The organism is Rhodanobacter sp. LX-99 (genome assembly GCF_018599185.1).
GTDB lineage: Bacteria > Pseudomonadota > Gammaproteobacteria > Xanthomonadales > Rhodanobacteraceae > Rhodanobacter.
On record NZ_JAHFVL010000001.1, the window covers coordinates 175,693 to 195,763 of the forward strand.

Here is a 20,071-nt window from a genome sequence, read left to right on the forward strand (position 1 = left end):
CACCGGCACAGTTCGAGGGCGTAAAGCGGGCCAATGCTAGCATCCGACCCGGTTGCTCCCGAGGTCGTTGACCATGCCCCTGCACCGCCGCCCGTCCGCCCTGCTCGTTCCGTTGCTGGCCATCGCGCTGGCCGCGGCCGGCGCGACGCCTGCGCGGGCGCAGGTACTGGGGCCTGTGCAGGGCCTGCCGAACATGCAGATACCCGACGTGGGCCTGCCGCGCGTGGTTCCCGCCACGCCCTTGCGCAGCGTGGACGACCTGTTGCGCGGATCGCTGGCCCTCACGCGAAAACTGCAGATCGACGCGCTGCGACGCAGCGAGCCCCGACGCGTCGATGTCGATCCCCACGGCGCGCCGATCCTGCGCGGCGAATTTCTCGCCATGGGCCTGTCGGATGCGCAACGCGATGCGGTACGGGCGCTGGGTTTCAGCGTGGATCGCGCGACGCCGGCGGACGCGACGCTGGGGCTGGACTTCGTGGTGCTGCACGACACCCGCAGTCGCCGCACGGCCAAGGCCATGCGCGTCCTGCAGCAGGCAGCGCCGGACGCGACGTTCACCTACCAGCACCTCTACCTGCCCGCGGGCGATGGCGACGTGGCCAACGCAACCAGCTCGGCGGCTCCGCCGTCCAGTGCACCGACGCGACGCGTGGGGCTGATCGACGGCGGCGTCGACCCGGCCGACCCCGCGTTCGCACGCGCGCGCATCGAACAGCATGGCTGCAAGACGGCCACCGTATCGCGGCACGGCACCGCGGTTGCCGCGCGCCTCGTCGACGGCGATCCGGACACGCTGTACGCCGCCGACCTGTGGTGCGGCGACGCGGTCGGCGGCGCCACCTCGAACCTCGTGGACGCGCTCGCGTGGATGGCGCGCGAGCGCGTGGCGGTGATCAACATCAGCCTGGTCGGGCCCGACAACCCGGTGCTTGCGCGCGCGGTGCAGGCGATGATCGCGCGCGGCCACGTGCTGGTCAGCGCGGTCGGCAACGACGGACCCGCCGCGCCGCCGCTGTTTCCTGCGGCGTATCCGGGCGTGATCGGCGTCAGCGGCGTCGACGCGCACGATCGCGTGCTGCCCGAATCCGGCAGTGGCGACCAGGTGGACTTCTGCGCATCCGGCGTGGTCGGCAGCGGCCGCGACGCGCTGCGCGGCACCTCGTTCGCGGCGCCGATCGCGGCGCGAAAAGCCGCCCGCTTGCTGGACTCTCCCCGCGCGAGCGCCGCGGCGCAGGTGCAGCAGCAACTGATCGGCGAGGCCCGCCCCCTCGGCGCCCCGGGCCACGACCCGCGCTACGGCTACGGCCTGCTGTCGCCCTGAACCTGAATGAAAACCGACCGCCGCCCGCCGGTATGGAAGGATCCCCAAGCCATGGACGTACAGGACTCTGGAAGCCGCGGATCCGCCGCTGGCAGGAGGTCCTCCCATGCGCAACACGACCCTCAACAACAAGACTCTCAACGTCGCCCTGTTTGCCGGCGCCCTGGCACTGGCCGCGATGGCTCCGGCACACGCCCAGATCCTGGGTGGCGGCGGCCTCACCGGCGGGATGAACGGCCCGATCCAATCCACGATGGGCCAGGTGGGCGGCCAGATCGGCGGCTCCGCGCGCGGCATGGGCAACCTCCATGCCCCCGACATCAACACGCGAGCTGCCGAACGGCGCGCCGAGCGCCTGCGTCAGCGCGCCGCCGCGACCGCCGCTTCGGCGACGGACACCGCCGCACAGGCCACCCGCCAGATGAATGGCCAGGCCGCCGCCGACACCGCAGCCGGCCTCACCGGTGCGGCCGGCGCCAACGCCGGCAACGGCAATAGCGCTGCGCTGGATGGCGCGGGGCAACTGGGCTCGTCTGCGGCCAGCGCGGTCGATACCTCAGGCACGCGCAATGCCGTAGCTGGCGCCGCGGACCAGGCCATCGGCCAATCGCGTTCAGCCGTCTCGACGGCCAAACGCGGCGCCCAGGGCGCACTGAACCGCGCGCAGAGCGCGGCCGGCAACGCCTCCGCGAACGCCGAAGGTGCAGCCGAGGGCTCGGCCACTGCCGGCCTTAGCGCCGCCCGCCAAGCCACCGCCAGCGGCACACAGTCGGCCCAGACCGCCGGCTCGCTCGGCATGGACGCGACCGGCAGCGCATCGCAGGCAACCTCGACCGGCTCGAACACCACCAGCACCCAGTCAGGCAGCGAAACGGCCCCGAAGCCGGGTCTGCTGCCGTCGGCGTCCAACGCCATGCGCAGCGCCGGTGACAAGACGATCGACGTGTCGGGCTCCGGCGCAGCCAACGGCAACACGAACGCCAACGCCGGCTCGACCTCCGGCGCCAGTGGCTCGACCAACGCCAGCGGCCAGGCCCGCGCCCACGGCTCGGCCCGCAACGGCATCTCCACCTCGGCGCAGACCGACGGCGATGCCGGCGCCAGCGCGAACGCGCAGCAGCACTGAGCCAGCAGCACCGTGAAAACCAGGAGCCCCCGCACGCGGGGGCTCTTTCGTCGGCCCGGCAAATCCATCAGCCATGGCGCAATCGTCCCGCCTTGCGATTTCCGGCTTGGTCGGTGTCAGCACGCAGTCGAGTCCGGTTGCATGGAGATCATGCCTGCAGGGAAGCAAGCAGGCGTTGCGCGTTACGGCTGATGGCTACCCGGGCTTTTTCGATCCGCGCCCGGCCAGCGCCCTGCTCCGTCAACATGCTCGCTGTACCGGCCATGGCGTGCAGCACCAGGCCGGCAAGCTCGACCACCCGGCGCTGCACGAAACGCGGGGCATAGCCGGTCGCTTCGGCGAACCGTTGCCAGTCTGCGGCACTCACTTCGTCGATGCGCGCCGCGTTGCCGATGCCCAGCGCGGGCTTTCGTTCGATCAGCTGCTCCGATATCGCGATGGTCGGCACCAGATCGTAGAACGGCGCAAGGCGACGCAGGCCATCCGGGCCGCAAAGCAGGGCGAGGTTCTTGGCGTGTGCGTCGGCGTTGCCGATGATCACGTTGAAGATCACCCAGTCCAGCAACGCCTGCACGGCGATGGGACCCAGCCGCAGTTGCTGGCGGATCAAGTGGGCGCACAGGGCCAGCGTCGGACCGCCACCGGCTTCGTACTTGAGCTCGCCCGGATAGCCCAGCGCCTGGCAGAAGTCTTCCTGATGCAGGCGGGCGAGATCGCCGTTCTTCGCGACGTGGCGATCGTAGCGTTCGACCAGCAATGCCTTGTGCCCGGCCACGGTGACGATCGAGGATGCTGCCACCTGCAGGCCTGCCGCACGCGCGAGCGCGAGGCCGAACGCCTCGAAATCGCGCAGGCCGCGGATGCGCAGGCTGTCCGGCTTGAGGATGTGCGTGGTGATCTCGCCGATCACGGGGAGCCGGATGGAACCGTCGGCGCCGAGCACGACGGCGATCTTGTCCTGTGCACCGGCGAGCGACAGCCTGCGCGGTGTACCCATCAGCGCCAGGGAAGCCTCGCCGGTCTCGCCACCCTGTGCGACGAGCAAGGTTTCCAGGTCCAGCGAGACATCCGCTGGGCCGGCCACGGTGGCATCGGGCGACACGATGCTGACCGCACCGGCGCACTCGCCGCCGATCGCGGCCAGCAACTCGAAGTCGTCCCACACCGAGATGCGCAGCCGCGCCGCAATGGCCTCGCGCACCGGGCCTTCGGGCAACAGGTTGCCGAACCAGTTGCGGGTCAGGGCACCGACAAACGGCTCCGCGCGCAGTGGCAGGCTCACCGACAAGGCGACCGGCTGCACCGACGCCAGGTACTCGGCGGCGTAGGTGAAACGCCAATCCTCCGGCGCGCGGACTTCGCCGGCGATGCCCAACTCGCCTACATGCCGGTCGAACAGCCGGACCTGGAGCTTGTCGGTCACGGCCCGCCTCCGACCTGTATGCGCAGACCCAGCACGGCAAGCACCCCAAGCACCTTGTTCAAGGCCACGTTGGGCTTGCCTCGTTCCAGTTCGCTGATGAAGCGCAACCCCGTGCCTGACAGGCCGGCCAACTGGGTTTGCGTCAGGCCATGCCGTCGACGTGCCTCGCGAATGGCCTGCGCAATCATCTCGACGTCGGGAGAGACCGCTGGGCCTTTTCCCGATCGGGGTAATGGCGTGTTCATGGTCGTCCGCCACGAGTAATTATCCCGACCGGGATAATTGTTCATGCAACCGGGCGAGTCAAGAGAAATTATCCCGATCGGGAACAATGATTGAACTGATGGGCGCAGCTTGGCTGTGGAGCGAAAAGCCTCGCAATAGATAGGAAGACTCGAAACAACCGCCTTTTTGCTCGTCATTCCCGCGAAAGCGGGAAGAGCTTTACAACAGCGAAGCTGGTCATCCATTTCGATCCCGCGGAACAGCAACCTGGATTCCCGCTTTCGCGGGAATGACGTCATCGGGCGAGTCGAGATTGCCTTGAAGAGCTTTCCCTGCCGGCAGCGGAGGAATTGGCATGCCTCACTCGCCGACGTAATTGCGCGGCACGCGCTTCAGTCCGCACAGCAGCTGGTAGGCGCTGCTTTCGCTGTGCAGTGCCAGTTCGCTGACCGATACCTGCCTGCCCCACAGTTCGACCTCGCTGCCGAGGCCGGCGGCGGGATGGTCGGTGAGGTCGACGGTGAGCATGTCCATCGACACGCGGCCGACCAGTGCGCCGGGCCGGCCGTCGATGACGACCGGAGTGCCGTTGGGGGCGAATTGCGGGTAGCCGTCGGCGTAGCCCATCGCAACGACGCCGATGCGGCTGGGGCGCGAGGTGACGAAATGCGCGCCGTAGCCGATCGGTTCGCCTGCCGCCAGTTCGCGCACCCCGATCACCTTCGAGGTCACCGTCATCACCGGCTGCAGGCGGTCGGCGACCGGATGCGGGCCGGCGAACGGCGTGGCGCCGTACAGCATCAGGCCCGGCCGCGCCCACTCGCCCTGCGCGGTGGGCCAGCCGAGCAGCGCGGGGGAATTGCCGAGGCTGGCGGGCAAGTGCAGCTCGTCGCACACCTGGTGGAACAGCGCCAGTTGCTCGTCGGTACGCGCGCAGTCGAGTTCGTCGGCGCGGGCGAAGTGGGTCATCGCCACCACCTCGCGCACCTGCGGCATGGCCTGCAGGCGCTGCAGGCTGGCGCGGTAGTCCGCCGCGGCCAGGCCGAGCCGGTGCATGCCCGAATCCAGCTTCAGCCAGAGCGTGAATGGCCTGCTCGGGCGCGCGCGCTCGATCGCGTCGATCTGCCACTCGGCCTGCACCACGCACCACAGGTCGTGGGCGTCGATCAGCGCCAGTTCGTCGGCTTCGAAGAAACCTTCCAGCAGCAGGATCGGCGCGCGGATGCCGGCTTCGCGCAGTTCCAATGCTTCCTCGATGCAGGCCACCGCGAAACCGTCGGCTTCGCCTTCCAGTGCCTGCGCGCAGCGCACGGCGCCGTGACCGTAGGCGTCGGCCTTGACCACGGCCAGCGCCTTGCGCCCGCCCAGTTCGCGCGCCAGGCGGTAGTTATGGCGCAGGGCGGCCAGGTCGATCAGGGCACGTGCCGGGCGCATCAGGCGTGGACTCCCGCAGTGGGGCGTGAACTGTAGCGCGAGATGTCCAGGCCCTCGCTGCTGATCTGCGGTTTGCGCCCGGCGATCAGGTCGGCCAGGTAGCGGCCGGAACCGCAGGCCATGGTCCAGCCCAGGGTGCCGTGGCCGGTGTTGAGGTAGAGGTTGTCCAGCCGGGTGACGCCGACCACCGGCGTGCCGTCCGGCGTGGCCGGGCGCAGGCCGGTCCAGAAGGTGGATCGGCTCAGGTCGCCGCCGCACGGGTACAAGTCGCCGACCACTTTTTCCAGGGTGGCGCGGCGGCGCGGCGACAGCGACAGGTCGAAGCCGGACACCTCGGCCATGCCGCCGACGCGGATGCGCTGGTCGAAGCGGGTCACCGCCACCTTGTAGGTTTCGTCGAGGATGGTGGACGTGGGCGCCATCGCCGGATCGGTGATCGGCAGGGTCAGCGAATAGCCCTTCAGCGGGTACACCGGCAGGCGGATGCCCAGCGGCGCCAGCAGCCGCGGCGTATAGCTGCCCAGCGCCAGCACGTAGCGGTCGGCGCGTTCGAGCTTGCCGTCGATGCGCACGCCGGTGAGGCGGCCGCCGTCGTGTTCGAGTTTTTCCACGGTGGTGCCGAAACGGAACTCGACGCCGGCCGCCTGCGCCCGCGCGGCGAGCAGGCGGGTGAACAGCTCGCAGTCGCCGGTCTGGTCGTTCGGCAGGCGCAGCGCGCCGCTGAGCTGGTCGACCACCGCGACCAGCGCCGGCTCCACCCGCACGATGCCGGCGCGGTCGAGCAGTTCGTACGGCACGCCGTACTGCTCGAGCACGGCGATGTCCTTGGCCGCGTCGTCCAGCTGCGCCTGAGTGCGGAACAGCTGCACGGTGCCGAGTTGGCGGCCTTCGTAATCCAGCCCGGTTTCGGCGCGCAATTCGTCCATGCAGTCGCGGCTGTATTCGGACAGGCGCACCATGCGCGCCTTGTTGATTGCGTAGCGGCTGGCGGTGCAGTTGCGCAGCATCTGCAGCAGCCACAGGTATTGCTGCGGGTCGAGGCCGGGCCGGATCGCCAGCGGCGCGTGGCGCATGAACAACCACTTCAAGGCCTTCAGCGGCACGCCGGGAGCGGCCCACGGCGAGGCGTAGCCGGGCGAGATCTGGCCGGCGTTGGCGAAGCTGGTTTCGCGTGCCGGCGCGCTTTCGCGATCCACCACGGTCACCTCGAAACCGGCCTGCGCCAGGTACCACGCGCTGCACGTTCCGATCACGCCGCTGCCCAATATCAGTACCCGCATCGCGCTCCCCTTCCGCCGGTTGGCCTGCGGCCAGCCGCAGGAATGATCCCGAGGAGTATAGGAACGATCGACCAATCTTATTTTCTGTCTTTCGCCATGTTAGCGGGTAAAATCACTGCCATATTGGCAATCCTTGGTGATCCCATGGCGGTGAAACGGCGGGAATTCGACAAAATCGACCGGAAAATCCTCCGGGTGTTGCAGGACGAGGGACGGATCTCGTTCACCGAGCTGGGCGAGCGGGTCGGCTTGTCCACCACGCCGTGCACCGAGCGCGTGCGCCGGCTGGAGCGCGACGGCGTGATCACCGGCTACCACGCGCGGCTCGACCCGCACCTGGTCGGCGCCGGCCTGCTGGTGTTCGTGGAGATCAGCCTGGCGTACAAGTCGGGCAACATCTTCGAGGAATTCCGCAACGCCGCGCTGCGCCTGCCCAACGTGCTGGAGTGCCACCTCGTCTCGGGCGCGTTCGACTACCTGATCAAGGCGCGCATCTCCGGCATGGCCTCGTACCGCAAGCTGCTCGGCAACACCTTGCTGACCTTGCCGAACGTGCGCGATTCGAAAAGCTACATCGTGATGGAAGAGGTCAAGGAGACGCTCAGCCTGCCGGTGGGCGAGCGCGGCGGGCGCAGCGAAGGCGACGCCGCGGGGTAGCAGGAAACCGATCCACCGACCGAAACGGACAGACCCCGCATGGCGGGGTCTGTCGGCGTAATGCAACGACGGTGTGGCGGCAATCAGGCGAACGGGTCGTCCAGCACGATGGTGTCGTCGCGGTCCGCGCCGGTGGCGACCAGGGCAAGGCGGCAGCCGGAGAGTTCCTCGACCGCACGCAGGTAGGCACGCGCGGCGGGCGGCAGCTGGTTCCAGTCGCGGATGCCGGCGGTGGATTCCTGCCAGCCGGGGAATTCCAGGTAGACCGGCTTGCACTCGTCCCAGCCGTCCGCGTCGAGCGGGGCCAGCTCGCGGCGCTTGCCGCGGTATTCGTAGGCGATGCACACCTTGACCGTGTCCAGGCCGTCGAGCACGTCGAGCTTGGTGATGGCCAGGCCGTTGATGCCGTTGATCTGGGTGGCGCGCTTCAGCGCGACCAGGTCGATCCAGCCGCAGCGGCGCGGACGGCCGGTGCTGGCGCCGAACTCGTTGCCCTTCTTGCGCAGCAGCTCGCCCATGTCGTCGTTGAGCTCGGTCGGGAACGGACCGCTGCCGACGCGGGTGGCGTAGGCCTTGCAGATGCCCAGCACGTAGTCGATGTCGCCCACGCCCACGCCGGTACCGGCGAGCGCGCCGCCGATGGTGGTGTTGGACGAGGTGACGTACGGATAGGTGCCGTGGTCGATGTCGAGCAGCGCGCCCTGCGCGCCTTCGTACAGGATGTTGCCGCCGTCCCTGCGCACGTCGTGCAGGATGGTGGCCACGTCGTCCACCAGCGGCTTGATGTACTCGCCCCAGGCCAGCGCGTCCTTCAGCACGGCGTCGTAGTCGACCGGCTCGGCCTTCAGCCACTGGGTGAGGATGAAGTTGTGGTACTCGACGGCAGTCTTCAGCAGCGCCGGCAGCTCGTGCGGGTACATCAGGTCGGCCACGCGCACGCTGCGGCGGGCGACCTTGTCCTCGTAGGCCGGGCCGATGCCGCGGCCGGTGGTGCCGATGGCCTTGCCGCCGGCGGCGATCTCGCGCGCCTTATCCACCGCGATGTGGTACGGCATGATCAGCGGCGTGGCCGGGCTGATCTTGACGCGCGAACGCACCTCGACGCCGTTCGCTTCGAGCTCGGCGATCTCGGTCATCAGCGCGGCCGGCGACAGCACCACGCCGTTGCCGATCAGGCACAGCGCGTCTTCGCGCAGGATGCCCGAGGGGATCAGGTGCAGCACGGTCTTCTTGCCCTTGATCACCAGCGTGTGGCCGGCGTTGTGGCCGCCCTGGAAGCGCGCCACCGCGCTGACCCGCTCGGTCAGCAGGTCGACGATCTTGCCCTTGCCCTCGTCGCCCCACTGCGCCCCCAGAATGACTACTGACTTGCCCATGCTGCATTACTCCGAGATGTTCTCGCTCAGGTTTGTGGCGTCCCGTCGGCGGGACCACACGTATCAATGGAAAAACTGCAACAGCACCAGCCCGACCGCCATGGCGCCGGCGCCGAACAGCCGCAAGGTGCGCGGCGGCAGCTTCAGCGCCTCGCGCACCATCGCCTGCCAGCCTTGCGGCGCCGCGAACAGCAGCAGGCCCTCGATCACCAGCATCAGGCACAGCGCGGCTGTCAGCTGGTGCATCGGGGCCGACTCAGCGTTTCTGCGCGGGCTGTTCGAAGTAGCGCAGGAATTCGTCGTCGGGCTTCAGGATCAGCACGCCCTTGCCGTCCTCGAACGAACTACGGTACGCGGCGAGGCTGCGGTAGAACGTGAAGAATTCAGGGTCCTGGGTGTACGCCTGCGCGTAGATGGCGGCTGCTTCCGCGTCGCCCTCGCCCTTCACCTTGGCCGCGTCGCGCTGGGCATCGGCGCGCAGCACCTGGCCCTGGCGATCGGCGTCGGCCTGGATCGTCTCGGCCGATTCCTGGCCGGTGAAGCGCAGTTCGTTGGCCAGCTGCAGGCGCTCGGCGCGCATGCGCTTGTACACCGATTCGCTCACCTCGTTCGGCAGGTCGATGCGCTTGATGCGCACGTCGACCACGGCGATGCCGAGGTTCTTGCGCGCCGAGGCGTCGGTCTGCGCACGCACGCGCTCGGTGATGTCCTTGCGCCCGCCGGAGATCAGGTCGGGCAAGGTGCGCGCGTTGAACTCGAAGCGCAGCGCGTCCTTCACGATCGGGGTCAGCCGCTGTGCCGCCTGCAGCTGGTCGCCGCCGGTGGCGCGGTAGTACGCGGCGTTGTCGGCGACGCGCCACTTCACGTAGAAATCGACGTTGACGCTCTTCTTTTCGGAGGTGAAATAGCGCTCCGGCGGCGCGTCCAACGACAGGATGCGCTTGTCGAAATGCATCACCTGCTGGATCACCGGGAGCTTGAAGTGCAGGCCCGGCTGGTAGTCGGTGTGCACGATGCGGCCGAACTGCAGCAGCAGCGCGCTGTGCCCCTCGCTGACCACGAACATGCTGTTGAGGCCAAGCAGGACCACCAGGACCGCGATGACGATGGAACTGATCTTCATCATGGCTGCGTCCCCTTGTCGGCCGCACTGCCGGCCGGCGGCGGCGACACCACCGCACCGGTCGTGCCCGCATCGGGCTGCGCCGCGGCCGGCGTGCCCTGCAGCGCCGGCAGGTTGATGATGTTGCGGCCGCCGGAGCCGTCGATCACCTTGGGGTTCTTCGCCATCACCTGTTCCATCGTTTCCAGCCACAGCCGCTTGCGGGTCACTTCCGGCGCGGCCCTGTACTGCTTCAGCAGCAATTCGAAGCGGGCGGCGTCGCCGGTGGCCCGGGCCACGCGCTCGGCCTTGTAGCCGGCCGCCTCGGCGGCGATGCGCGCGGCATCGCCGCGTGCCACCGGCACCACCTTGCTGGCGTAGGCCAGAGCGGCGTTCTCGATGCTCTGCTTGTCTTCGCGGGCGTTGTTGACGTCGTCGAACGCGTCCCTCACCTCGTTCGGCGGCGCCACGTTCTGGAAACTGACTTCGGTGACACGCAGGCCGGAGTCGTAGGTGTCCAGGGTCTTCTGCAGGGTTTCCTGCGCCTGGGCGACCAGGCTGGCGCCGGCGGCGGACAGGATCTGGTCCATGTCGCTGCTGCCGATCGCCGAGCGCACGGCGGCCTCGGCGGCGGCGCCGATGGTGCCGTCCGGATCGTTCAGCGAGAACAGGTACTTGCGCGAATCGTCCACCTGGTACTGCACGGTGAAGTCGATCGTGATGATGTTCTCGTCCTTGGTCAGCATCGCCACCTTGTCGGTGACCGAGCGGATCCGCGTGGCCTCGACCTTGGTGACCGACTCGATCGGCTGCGGCAGCTTCAGGTGGAAGCCCGGCGGCAAGGTGCGCGAATACTCGCCGAAGCGCAGCACCACGCCGGCCTGGCGCGCGCCGATGATGGTGTAGCTGCTGAACAGCAGGCCGACCACCAGCACCACCGCCACGCCGGTGAGGATGCTGCCGGGGCCTTGCCCCATCTTGCCCAGGCGCTTCCTGGCGTTGTTGAGCAGGTCGTCCAGCGGCGACTTGCCGCCTTGGCGATTCCTGTTCCACGGATCACGTTGCCCGTTGTTGCCGGGTTCATTCCATGCCACGAGTCAGTCTCCTAGGGGCCGTCGGGAGGCCGGCAACCACGGCCGGAACACGCGTTGCACCGGGTTACACATGAGATTCAGCCAAAGCTGTCGGGGTGCCGCGCCGGCCGTCTTTCGGGGCCGCGCAAACGTTGGGGATTCTAGCAGAGCGCGGCCGACGCCGCGCGCCGTGCGCTGGCGTCATTCCGCCACAGCCAGCAGCTGACGGAGCAACTGGGTCTCGGTCGGGTCGCCGCCGCTGATCGGGGCGATCACGCTGCGCGGCGCGTCGATGCGCAGCTGCCAGCCATGTTCGTCCACCGTCTCGCCGGTGATCGCACCGGCGGCCTTCAACCGCGCATGCAGGCGCCCGGCCGACAACGGCAACTGCAGCGCCGATTGCACCCGCTCGCCGCCGAGCAGCTCGCCCAGCGCCTGGCGCAGCAGGTCCAGCCCGACGCCGGTGGCAGCGGACAGCCACACCCGCACCGGCTTGCCGGTGCCGTCGCGTTCGATCCGCGGCTCGGCGCCAGCCAGATCGATCTTGTTCATCACGTGCAGCTGCGGTACGTCGCCGGCGTCGATTTCCTCCAGCACGTTGTCGACCACACGATGCAGGCGATCACGCTCCTCGTCGGCGGCGTCGCTGACATGCAGCAAGAGGTCGGCGTCGCGCGCCTCGGCCAGGGTGGCGCGGAACGCGGCGACCAGGTCGTGCGGCAGCTCGCGGATGAAGCCGACGGTATCGGCCAGCACGGCCGGGCCGCAGCTGAGGTCCTCCAGCTTGCGCACGGTGGGATCGAGCGTGGCGAACAGCAGGTTGGCGGCGTAGACGTCGCCGGTGGTCAGCGCATTGAACAGGGTCGACTTGCCGGCGTTGGTGTAGCCGACCAGGGCCACGCGCGGCACCGTGTTGCGCAACCGCGCGCGGCGTTGCTGGCCGCGCTGGGTCTGCACCTTTTCCAGCCGCTTGGTGAGCATCTTGACTCGCTCGCCGAGCAGGCGGCGGTCGGTTTCCAGCTGGGTTTCGCCGGGACCGCGATTGCCGATGGCGCCGCCGCGCTGGGTGTCCAGATGGGTCCAGCCGCGCACCAGCCGGGTGGCCAGGTGCTTCAACTGGGCCAGTTCCACTTCCAGCTTGCCTTCGTGCGAACGGGCGCGCTGGGCGAAGATGTCCAGGATCAGGCCGGCGCGGTCGACCACGCGGATGCCCAGGTGTTTTTCGAGGTTGCGTTCCTGCACCGGGGTCAGCACGTGGTCGACCAGCACCAGGTCGGCCTCCAGCGCCCGTGCCGCCTCGGCCACCTCGTTCGCCTTGCCGGTGCCGATGTAGTAGCGCGGGTTGGGATCTTCGACGCGGGCGCTGATCACGCCCAGCACCTCGGCCCCGGCGGACTTCGCCAGCTCGGCGAATTCCTCGGCGCGACGCGCGGCATCGCCTTCACCGCGGGAATGCGGCAGGACCAGGACGGCGCGATCGCCTTTCTTTTGTCTATCGAACACTGGTGGGCGTGATCCTTCAGGAGCAGACCCACTTCATGCGGGCGGACCGCGCCTCTATCAAGCGTCCGCGTCGGCGGATGCGGCCGGCGCGTCGGATGGATGGTCGTGGCCATCATGGCCGTCGTGGCCATTGCCGATACGTACGTTGCGGCTCGGCACCACGGTGGAGATGGCGTGCTTGTAGACCATCTGGCTCACCTGGTTGCGCAGCAACACCACAAACTGGTCGAACGACTCGACCGTCCCCTGCAACTTGATGCCGTTGACCAGATAGATGGCCACCGGCACGCGCTCGCGCCGCAACGCATTCAGAAACGGATCCTGCAACGACTGCCCCTTGGACATTTCTTGTTCTCCCCTTGCACGGACGGACCGGAGAAAAAACGCCGACGGCGCCCCGGTCCAACATGCTGGGATGTTAACTGCTTTCAAATACTTGATGAAAGAAGATTTTTGCGCCGTGCAAGTGCGCTGGGTCACGCTGGCGGCGCTGGCCCGCCCGGACCGTCCAGAAACAGCTGTACGGCCGCCGCGGCGCGGGCGGCCAGACCGGGCCGGTCCGGGTCGAACAGGCGGGCGCCGTAGTCGCTGCGCAGCCAGGTGATCTGCCGCTTGGCCAACTGGCGGGTGGCGAAGATGGCGCGATCGCGGAATTCGGCCGCCTCGGTCTGGCCATCCAGATGCTCCCACGCCTGCCGGTAGCCGACCGCGCGGATCGCCGGCAGGTCGGCGTGCAGGTCGCCGCGCGCACGCAGCGCGCGCACCTCGTCCAGGAAACCCTCCGCCAGCATCGCATCGAAACGCCGGGCGATGCGCTCGTGCAGCACGCGCCGGTCGGTCGGCAGCAGGGCCAGCTTGAGCACCCGCCACGGAAAGCGCGCCACCCCGCCGCGCTGCAACTCGGACAGCGGCCGGCCGGTCAGCTCGATCACTTCCAGTGCGCGCTGCAGGCGCTGCACGTCGTTGCAGCCGATCCGGCCGGCGGCGGCCGGATCGAGCGTCGCCAGTCGCGCATGCATGGCCGGCCAGCCGAGCTGTTGCGCTTCGGCGGCCAGTCGCGCGCGGGTCGCCGGGTCGGCTTCCGGCAGATCGGACAGCCCCTGCTGCAACGCGCGGAAGTACAGCCCGGTGCCGCCGACCAGCAGCGGCACCCTGCCCCGCGCGCCGATCCGCTGCATCACCGGCAGCGCGTCGGCGCAGAAATCCGCCGCCGAATACGGCTGGCCGGGATCGCGGATGTCGACCAGCGCATGCGGGTAGCGCGCCAGCGTCGCCGGGTCAGGCTTTGCCGTGCCGATGTCCATGCCGCGGTAGACCAGCGCCGAATCGACGCTGACCAAGTCCAGCGGAAACTGCTCGCTCAGCCCGCATGCCAGCGCGGTCTTGCCGGAGGCGGTGGGGCCCATCAGGAAGATGGCGAGGGGGCGGCGGTCGACGGGCATGGGCGCATTGTAAGCAGGGCGATGTCGTTTCACCTCGATACAAGCTGTATCACGGCTGCTACAGGTTGCGCCGTGCGGCGCATCGGTTCTGCCTCTGCAAATGAGTACGGCAGCCGCTTGCCGGGGCATCTGCGCCTCTGGCATCACCGATGCTTCAGGCGTGTCAGGGGGAGAGCCGACGGAGAACCGCCGTGTACACACCGCTTTGGCACAGGGACAACCACGAGTTCTGGTATGTCGTCTGCATCGTGATCAGCGTCGTCTTCGCGCTGGTCTACCGTTCGCTGCGCGAGCGGATGTTCTGAACGGCAGACGCAAAGGCCCGCGTCGATGACGCGGGCCCCGGTGCTTGCACGAACGAGCGGCTTACTTCGCCGGCACGCCCATTTCCTTCAGCAGGTTGTCGGCGCGGTCGAGGTGGTGCATCACCCACAGCATGTAGCGCACGTCGACCTGGATCGAGCGGTTGAGCTGCGGGTTGAACAACCAGTCGCCGCTGACCGACTCCCAGTTGCCGTCGAACGCCAGGCCGACCAGCTGGCCGTTCGCGTCCATCGCCGGCGAGCCGGAGTTGCCGCCGGTGATGTCCAGGTCGGCGAGGAAGTTGACCGGCAGCGTGCCCAGCTTCGGCGAGGCATAGCCGTCGAACGCCTTCGCCTTGATCGCGGCCAGCTCGGCCTTCGGCGAGTTGAACGGCTCGACGCCGGTGTCCTTCTCGACGATGCCCTGCGCGGTGGTGAACGGCGCGTAGCTGACGCCGTCACGCGGCGCCACGCCCTGCACGTTGCCGAAGGTGACGCGCAGCGAGCTGTTGGCGTCCGGGTAGACCGGCAGCTTCTGCGAATCCTTCCACGCGATCATCGCCTGCATGTAGCGCGGACGCAGCTTGCTCATCTCGCCGTCGCGGGCATCGGATGCGTCTTCCAGCGCCTTCAGCTGCGGCTGCACCGCGCGGGCCAGCTCGAGCATGCTGTCGGAGCTGGCGTCGATCGCCTTGCTGTCGGCGCCGAACCACTTCATGCGCTCGTCGACGTTGCTGAGCTTGCTGCCGGCGTACAGCGCGGCGACCTTCACCTTGATCGCAGCCGCGGTCTTCGCATCACCGAGCCAGGCGTCCAGCGCAGGCAGACGCTGCGCCTGCGGCAACGCCACGTAGCGTTGCAGGCCGTAGACCATGAACTGCTGGTCGACGCCCGGATCGTAGCGGCGATCCATCTGCTTCAGGCCGCCTTCGATGCGCACCCAGTCGCGTTGCTGGTAGCCGGCGTCGCGGTCGAGGTCGGCCTTGGGCCGCTCCTTCGCCAGGTGGGTCAGTCGGACCGCGGTGCTGAACAGCGAGGCGCGGCTGACCAGGCTGATGGCCAGGTCGCGCTCGCGATTGGCCCGGTCGGCGGCGATCTGCTGGCGCAGCTTGCCGATGTCAGCCGCCAGCGCGGTATTCTCGGCGCCGCCCTGCTGCTTCAGCCAGGCCTCCAACTGCACTTCCTGCGCGCGCTTCACCATGACCGCGTCGGCGCGATGCAGGCCTTCGAGCTGGCCGCCGAAGTTCTTCAGGTAGTTGTTGAGGCCGGCGACCATGCTGGCGTACTTCACCGCCACTTTGGGGTCGGTCTTGCCGGCGGTGTTGATGATGTTCAGCGTGTCTTCGTACACCTTGATCTGGGTCGGGTAGACCCAGTCGATCGAGCTTTGCACTTCGTCGGCAAGGCGATAGCGGTTGGTGCGGCCCGGGTAGCCGACCACCATCACGTAGTCGCCCGCTTCCACGCCCTGCGGGTTCACCTTGAGCACGTGCCTGGGTCGGTACGGCACGTTGTCCTTCGAGAAGGCGGCCGACTTGCCGTCCTTCGAGACGTAGGCGCGCAGGTAGCCGAAGTCGCCGGTGTGGCGCGGCCACATCCAGTTGTCGACGTCGCCGCCGAACTTGCCGATCGATTCCGGCGGCGCGTAGACCAGGCGCACGTCCTTGATCTCCAGCTGCTTGATCAACTGGTAGCTGTAGCCGCCGTGGAAGGTGTAGACGTCGCAGCGGTAGCCTTCGCTCTCGCACGCCTTGACCTGCTCCTTGATCGCCAGCTCGATCGCCTTGTAGCGCTCGGCGCCGCTCATGCCGTCATTGAGTTTGGCGGTGATCGCCTTGGTGACGTCGCGGATTTCCTCGGTGACGAAGATGCGCGAGGACGGGCCGGCGGAGAGTTCGTCCGCCTTGGTCTTCGCCAGGAAACCCTTCTCGATCAGATTGTTTTCCGGCGTGGAGTTCAGCTGCAGCGCACCGTAGACGCAGTGGTGGTTGCTTACCACCAGGCCTTCCGGCGAGACGAACGAGGCGGTGCAGCCGCCCAGGCTCACGATCGCGCCCATCGGATAGGCGGTGAGGTCGGTCAGCGTCTTCGGGTCCAGCTTCAGGCCGTGCTGCTGCAGCGTGGCGGCAATGCCCGGCAGTTGGGCGGGCTGCCACATGCCTTCGACGGCATGGGCGGACGAGATGAGGCCGATGGATACGGCGGCAGCGAGCAATAGACGACGCACGGGAATCTCCTGATGAAAATCGGCCCGCGAAAGCGGGCAAAAAAGGTAACGCAATAACTTGCGACTTATGCCCGACCCGGATGGCCGCGGCATATGCCGCAAGTCATGCCTGCGACATTCAGTGCGCCGGCACGCCCAGTTCCTGCAGCAGCCACGGCGCGGGATAGACCTTGTCCATCAGCCAGCGCATGTAGCGCATGTCGACGTGGATCGCGCGCTTGTAGCGCGGATCGAACATCCAGCTGGCGCTGACCGCTTCCCAGTTGCTGTCGAAGTTGAGGCCGACCAGCTCGCCCTTCGCGTTCAGCACCGGCGAACCGGAGTTGCCGCCGGTGGTGTCGAGGTTGCTGAGGAAATTCACCGGCATGGTGCCGGACTTCGGGTCCAGGTAGCCGGCGTAGTCAGCTTTGGCGATTGCGTCGAGCAACGGCTTGGGCGCATCGAACGGCGCCACGCCGGTGTTCTTCTCGACGATGCCGACGGTGCTGGTCAGCGGTTCGTAGCCCACCGCGTCGCGCGCCTTCAGCGGGGTGACCTTGCCGTAGCTCACGCGCAGGGTGGAGTTCGCATCCGGATAGACCGCGCGGCCCTGCTGTTCGCGGTAGGCGATCAGCGCCTGCATGTAGGCCGGACGCAGCCGCAGCAACTCGCCGTCGCGCGCCTTGCGCTCGTCGTCGATGCGCAGCAGCGCCGGCTGCAGCTTCGCGGCCAGTTGCAGCAGGCTGTCGTCGGTCGCGGCCAGTGTCGCCGCGTCGGCGTCCATCCAGCGCAGGCGCTGCGCTTCGTCGCCCAACCCGGTGGCGGCGTAGACGCGATCCAGCGTGGCCGCCAATTCGGCCGGGGTGCGGCCGAACGCGGCGTCGAACTCGGCCACGTGCTGCGCGGCGGGCAACTGCTGGTAGCGGATCAGCAGCGCCGTCAGCAGGCGCTTCTCGACCGCCGGATCGTAGCGGCGCTGGACTTGGCGCAGTTGGCTGGCGATCAGCTCCTCGTCACGCTGCTGGTAGCCGTTCTCGCGCTCGGCGTCCGGTTTGGCGCGCTCGTGCGCCAGCAGCCGCTGCAGGCGCAATGCCGAACGCATCAGCTGGGTCTGCGACTGGATCAGGCCGAGCAGCAGGTCGCGCTCGCGGGTGGCGTTGCCGCCGGCGACCGACGCCATCGCGGCGTCGATCTGCGGGCGCAGCGTCTTCGCCGTGCCCTGCCTGTCCAGCCAGGCCAGCATCGCCGCTTCGTCCTTTTGCCGCACGGCGACCGCATCGCTGCGCTGGAGTCCGTCCAGTTCGCCGCTGTAGCGCTTGATGCCGTTCTTCAGCGACTGCAGCTGCGAGGCGTAGCGGATCTTCGCTTGCGCGTCCTTCTCGCCGGCGTCCTCGATCACATCCTGCAGCTGCTTCATCGCCGCCACCGCCGCGGGCAGGCGCCACTGCACCTGGTCGGCGAACTCGGCGGCGCTGCGATGACGGTAGGTGATGCCGGGATAGCCGGCCAGCATCACGTAGTCGCCGGCGTTGACGCCTTCGCTGGCGACCCGCAGATGCGCGGGCGGTGTGTAGGGCTTGTTGTCCTTCGAGTAATCCGCCGGCTTGCCGTCCGGCCCGACGTAGGCACGCAGCACGGTGAAGTCGCCGCTGTGGCGCGGCCACATGAAGTTGTCCACCTCGTCGCCGTAGTTGCCGATCGCGCGCGGCGGCGCGTAGACCAGCCGTACGTCGCGCAGCTCCAACTGCTTCACCAGGTAGAAATCGCGGCCGTAGAACATGTTGGCGACGCTGCAGCGCATGCCGGCTTCGCGTTCGCAGGCGGCGATCAGCGCCTTGCTCGCCGCATCCACCGCGTCGTAGTAGGCACGGCCGGTCTTGCCGCGGGCATGGGCCAGCACCTGCTCGGTGACCTGGTCGAAGCCGACCGTGACGCGCAGGCGGAAGTCCGGATTGGCCGGCAGTTCCTCGCTGCGGTCGGCCGCCACGTAGCCCTGCTCGATCAGGTTGCGCTGCGCGTTGCTGTTGTACTGGATCACCCCGAACGCGACGTGGTGGTTGGTCAGCACCAGGCCCTGGCCGCTGACGAAGGCGCCGGTGGCGCCGCCGACCTTGACCACCGCGCTGAGCGGCGGCCGGGTCAGGTCGGCCAGCGCGGCGGGATCGCCCCGGTAGCCGGCAGCCTTCAACGGCTGGCCGATCGACGGCAGCTGCGAGGGCATCCACATGCCCTCGTCCGCCTGCGCCAGCGGACTCAGCGACATCGCCACCGCGGTGGACCACAGCATCCTTTTCAATCGCATCGAACCTGCCTCGCAAGCAATCGCATAAACTTGCGACCATAGTTTGCCGGGGCGTCCCCGGCAAGATGCCGGCCCGAAAACCGTTGCCGGCAGCCGCGTTCTATAATCGCCGTTTCCCCGCCCTCCCCGCGGGCCAACCGATGGATTCCCCATGCCGCAGACGATGAAAGCCCTGGTCAAGCGCAAGCCCGAGCAGGGCATCTGGATGGAAGAAGTGCCGCTGCCGCAGGTCGGCCCGAACGAGGTGCTAATCAAGATCGAGAAGACCGCGATCTGCGGCACCGACCTGCACATCTACAAGTGGGACGAGTGGAGCCAGCGCACGATCAAGCCGGGCCTCACCATCGGCCACGAGTTCGTCGGCCGCATCGCGGAGATCGGCCCGGGCGTGACCGGCTACAAGATCGGCGACCGCGTCTCGGCCGAGGGCCACATCGTCTGCGGCCATTGCCGCAACTGCCGCGCCGGCCGCCAGCACCTGTGCCCGAACACGATCGGCATCGGCGTGAACCGTAACGGCGCGTTCGCCGAGTATATGACCATGCCGGCCTCGAACCTGTGGCCGATCCCCGACCAGATTCCGTCCGAGCTGGCCGCGTTCTTCGACCCGTACGGCAACGCCGCGCACTGCGCGCTGGAGTTCGACATGATCGGCGAGGACGTGCTGATCACCGGCGCCGGCCCGATCGGCATCATCGCCGCCGGCATCGCCAAGCACGTGGGTGCGCGCAACGTGGTGGTCACCGACGTCAACGACTATCGCCTGAAGCTGGCCGCCGACATGGGGGCCACGCGCGTGGTCAACGTCACCAACCAGTCGCTCAGGGACGTGATGAAGGACCTGCACATGGAGGGCTTCGACGTGGGCCTGGAAATGAGCGGCAACCCGCGCGCGTTCAACGACATGCTCGACTGCATGTACCACGGCGGCAAGATCGCCCTGCTCGGCATCCAGCCCAAGGGCGCTGGCATCGACTGGGACCGGGTGATCTTCAAGGGCCTCACCCTGCAGGGCATCTATGGCCGGCGCATGTACGAGACCTGGTACAAGATGACCCAGATGGTGCTGACCGGCTTCCCGCTGCAGAAGGTGCTGACCCACCAGATCCGCATCGACGACTTCCAGAAGGGCTTCGACCTGATGGACGCCGGCACCTGCGGCAAGGTGGTCTGTTCCTGGCATTGAGCCGCGAGGCGACGGCCGGTCGTCGCACGTCCCCGAACCACTGACCCTGACCGCTCGCGATCGGCTTGAGGATCGCGTGCGGTGTTCCCGCGTTAAGCCCGCTCGCGGTA

The 20,071-nt window shown here is 68.2% G+C and carries 17 protein-coding genes; 4 read left to right on the plus strand and 13 right to left on the minus strand.

Features of this window, described 5'->3' with window-relative positions:
* Positions 1 to 73: 73 nt before the first annotated feature.
* Both KK131_RS00850 and KK131_RS00855 read left to right on the plus strand, forming a co-directional pair.
* Positions 74 to 1,324 carry a S8 family serine peptidase gene (locus KK131_RS00850; RefSeq protein ID WP_214554569.1) on the plus strand — a complete coding sequence of 417 codons (1,251 nt, stop codon included), beginning with the start codon at positions 74 to 76 and terminating at the stop codon, positions 1,322 to 1,324.
* A 106-nt stretch (positions 1,325 to 1,430) separates the two neighbouring features.
* Positions 1,431 to 2,450 (plus strand): hypothetical protein, encoded by a 1,020-nt coding sequence (locus KK131_RS00855; protein WP_214554571.1) that lies wholly within the window; start codon positions 1,431 to 1,433, stop codon positions 2,448 to 2,450.
* 148 nt (positions 2,451 to 2,598) lie between these two features.
* On the opposite strand, the gene KK131_RS00860 is transcribed toward KK131_RS00855, so the two are convergent.
* The 4 genes from KK131_RS00860 to KK131_RS00875 all read right to left on the minus strand — a co-directional run bounded on the left by KK131_RS00860 (position 2,599) and on the right by KK131_RS00875 (position 6,812).
* Positions 2,599 to 3,873: a type II toxin-antitoxin system HipA family toxin gene (locus tag KK131_RS00860; protein WP_214554573.1), complete on the minus strand. Its 1,275-nt coding sequence runs from the start codon at positions 3,871 to 3,873 to the stop codon at positions 2,599 to 2,601.
* Positions 3,870 to 4,343, minus strand: a complete 474-nt coding sequence (locus tag KK131_RS00865) for a helix-turn-helix transcriptional regulator (protein WP_214554575.1) — start codon at positions 4,341 to 4,343, stop codon at positions 3,870 to 3,872. Before KK131_RS00865 ends, KK131_RS00860 begins: the two co-directional genes overlap by 4 nt.
* A 115-nt stretch (positions 4,344 to 4,458) precedes the next feature.
* Positions 4,459 to 5,532: an alanine racemase gene (gene alr / locus KK131_RS00870; RefSeq protein ID WP_214554577.1), complete on the minus strand. Its 1,074-nt coding sequence runs from the start codon at positions 5,530 to 5,532 to the stop codon at positions 4,459 to 4,461.
* A complete protein-coding gene (locus KK131_RS00875) occupies positions 5,532 to 6,812 on the minus strand; it encodes a D-amino acid dehydrogenase (protein ID WP_214554579.1) in 1,281 nt (426 codons plus the stop codon). The genes alr and KK131_RS00875 overlap by 1 nt, the downstream gene beginning before the upstream one ends.
* Before the next feature lie 144 nt (positions 6,813 to 6,956).
* Here KK131_RS00875 and KK131_RS00880 point away from each other — a divergent pair, with 144 nt between their 5' ends.
* A complete protein-coding gene (locus tag KK131_RS00880; RefSeq protein WP_214554581.1) occupies positions 6,957 to 7,469 on the plus strand; it encodes a winged helix-turn-helix transcriptional regulator in 513 nt (170 codons plus the stop codon).
* A gap of 83 nt (positions 7,470 to 7,552) precedes the next feature.
* On the opposite strand, the gene KK131_RS00885 is transcribed toward KK131_RS00880, so the two are convergent.
* The 9 genes from KK131_RS00885 to KK131_RS00925 form a co-directional block, all read right to left on the minus strand.
* Positions 7,553 to 8,845 (minus strand): adenylosuccinate synthase, encoded by a 1,293-nt coding sequence (locus tag KK131_RS00885; protein ID WP_214554583.1) that lies wholly within the window; start codon positions 8,843 to 8,845, stop codon positions 7,553 to 7,555.
* Between the two features lie 63 nt (positions 8,846 to 8,908).
* Positions 8,909 to 9,091: a DUF2065 domain-containing protein gene (locus KK131_RS00890; RefSeq protein ID WP_214554585.1), complete on the minus strand. Its 183-nt coding sequence runs from the start codon at positions 9,089 to 9,091 to the stop codon at positions 8,909 to 8,911.
* Positions 9,092 to 9,101: 10 nt separating this feature from the next.
* Entirely contained in the window at positions 9,102 to 9,968 is an 867-nt protein-coding gene (gene hflC, locus KK131_RS00895) for a protease modulator HflC (RefSeq protein WP_214556612.1), read from the minus strand.
* Positions 9,968 to 11,041, minus strand: coding sequence for an FtsH protease activity modulator HflK (gene hflK / locus KK131_RS00900; protein ID WP_214554587.1), 1,074 nt, complete (start codon positions 11,039 to 11,041; stop codon positions 9,968 to 9,970). The genes hflC and hflK overlap by 1 nt, the downstream gene beginning before the upstream one ends.
* A 180-nt stretch (positions 11,042 to 11,221) precedes the next feature.
* Entirely contained in the window at positions 11,222 to 12,523 is a 1,302-nt protein-coding gene (gene hflX, locus KK131_RS00905; protein ID WP_214554588.1) for a ribosome rescue GTPase HflX, read from the minus strand.
* A gap of 57 nt (positions 12,524 to 12,580) precedes the next feature.
* Entirely contained in the window at positions 12,581 to 12,868 is a 288-nt protein-coding gene (gene hfq, locus KK131_RS00910; RefSeq protein ID WP_214554590.1) for an RNA chaperone Hfq, read from the minus strand.
* A gap of 131 nt (positions 12,869 to 12,999) precedes the next feature.
* A complete protein-coding gene (miaA, locus tag KK131_RS00915; RefSeq protein ID WP_214554591.1) occupies positions 13,000 to 13,965 on the minus strand; it encodes a tRNA (adenosine(37)-N6)-dimethylallyltransferase MiaA in 966 nt (321 codons plus the stop codon).
* 366 nt (positions 13,966 to 14,331) lie between these two features.
* On the minus strand, positions 14,332 to 16,494 hold the full coding sequence (locus KK131_RS00920; protein ID WP_214554592.1) for a S46 family peptidase: 2,163 nt from the start codon (positions 16,492 to 16,494) through the stop codon (positions 14,332 to 14,334).
* 118 nt (positions 16,495 to 16,612) lie between these two features.
* Positions 16,613 to 18,775, minus strand: a complete 2,163-nt coding sequence (locus KK131_RS00925; protein WP_214554593.1) for a S46 family peptidase — start codon at positions 18,773 to 18,775, stop codon at positions 16,613 to 16,615.
* 151 nt (positions 18,776 to 18,926) lie between these two features.
* Between KK131_RS00925 and tdh the strand changes: the two genes are divergently transcribed.
* On the plus strand, positions 18,927 to 19,961 hold the full coding sequence (tdh, locus tag KK131_RS00930; protein ID WP_214554594.1) for an L-threonine 3-dehydrogenase: 1,035 nt from the start codon (positions 18,927 to 18,929) through the stop codon (positions 19,959 to 19,961).
* Positions 19,962 to 20,071: the final 110 nt, after the last annotated feature.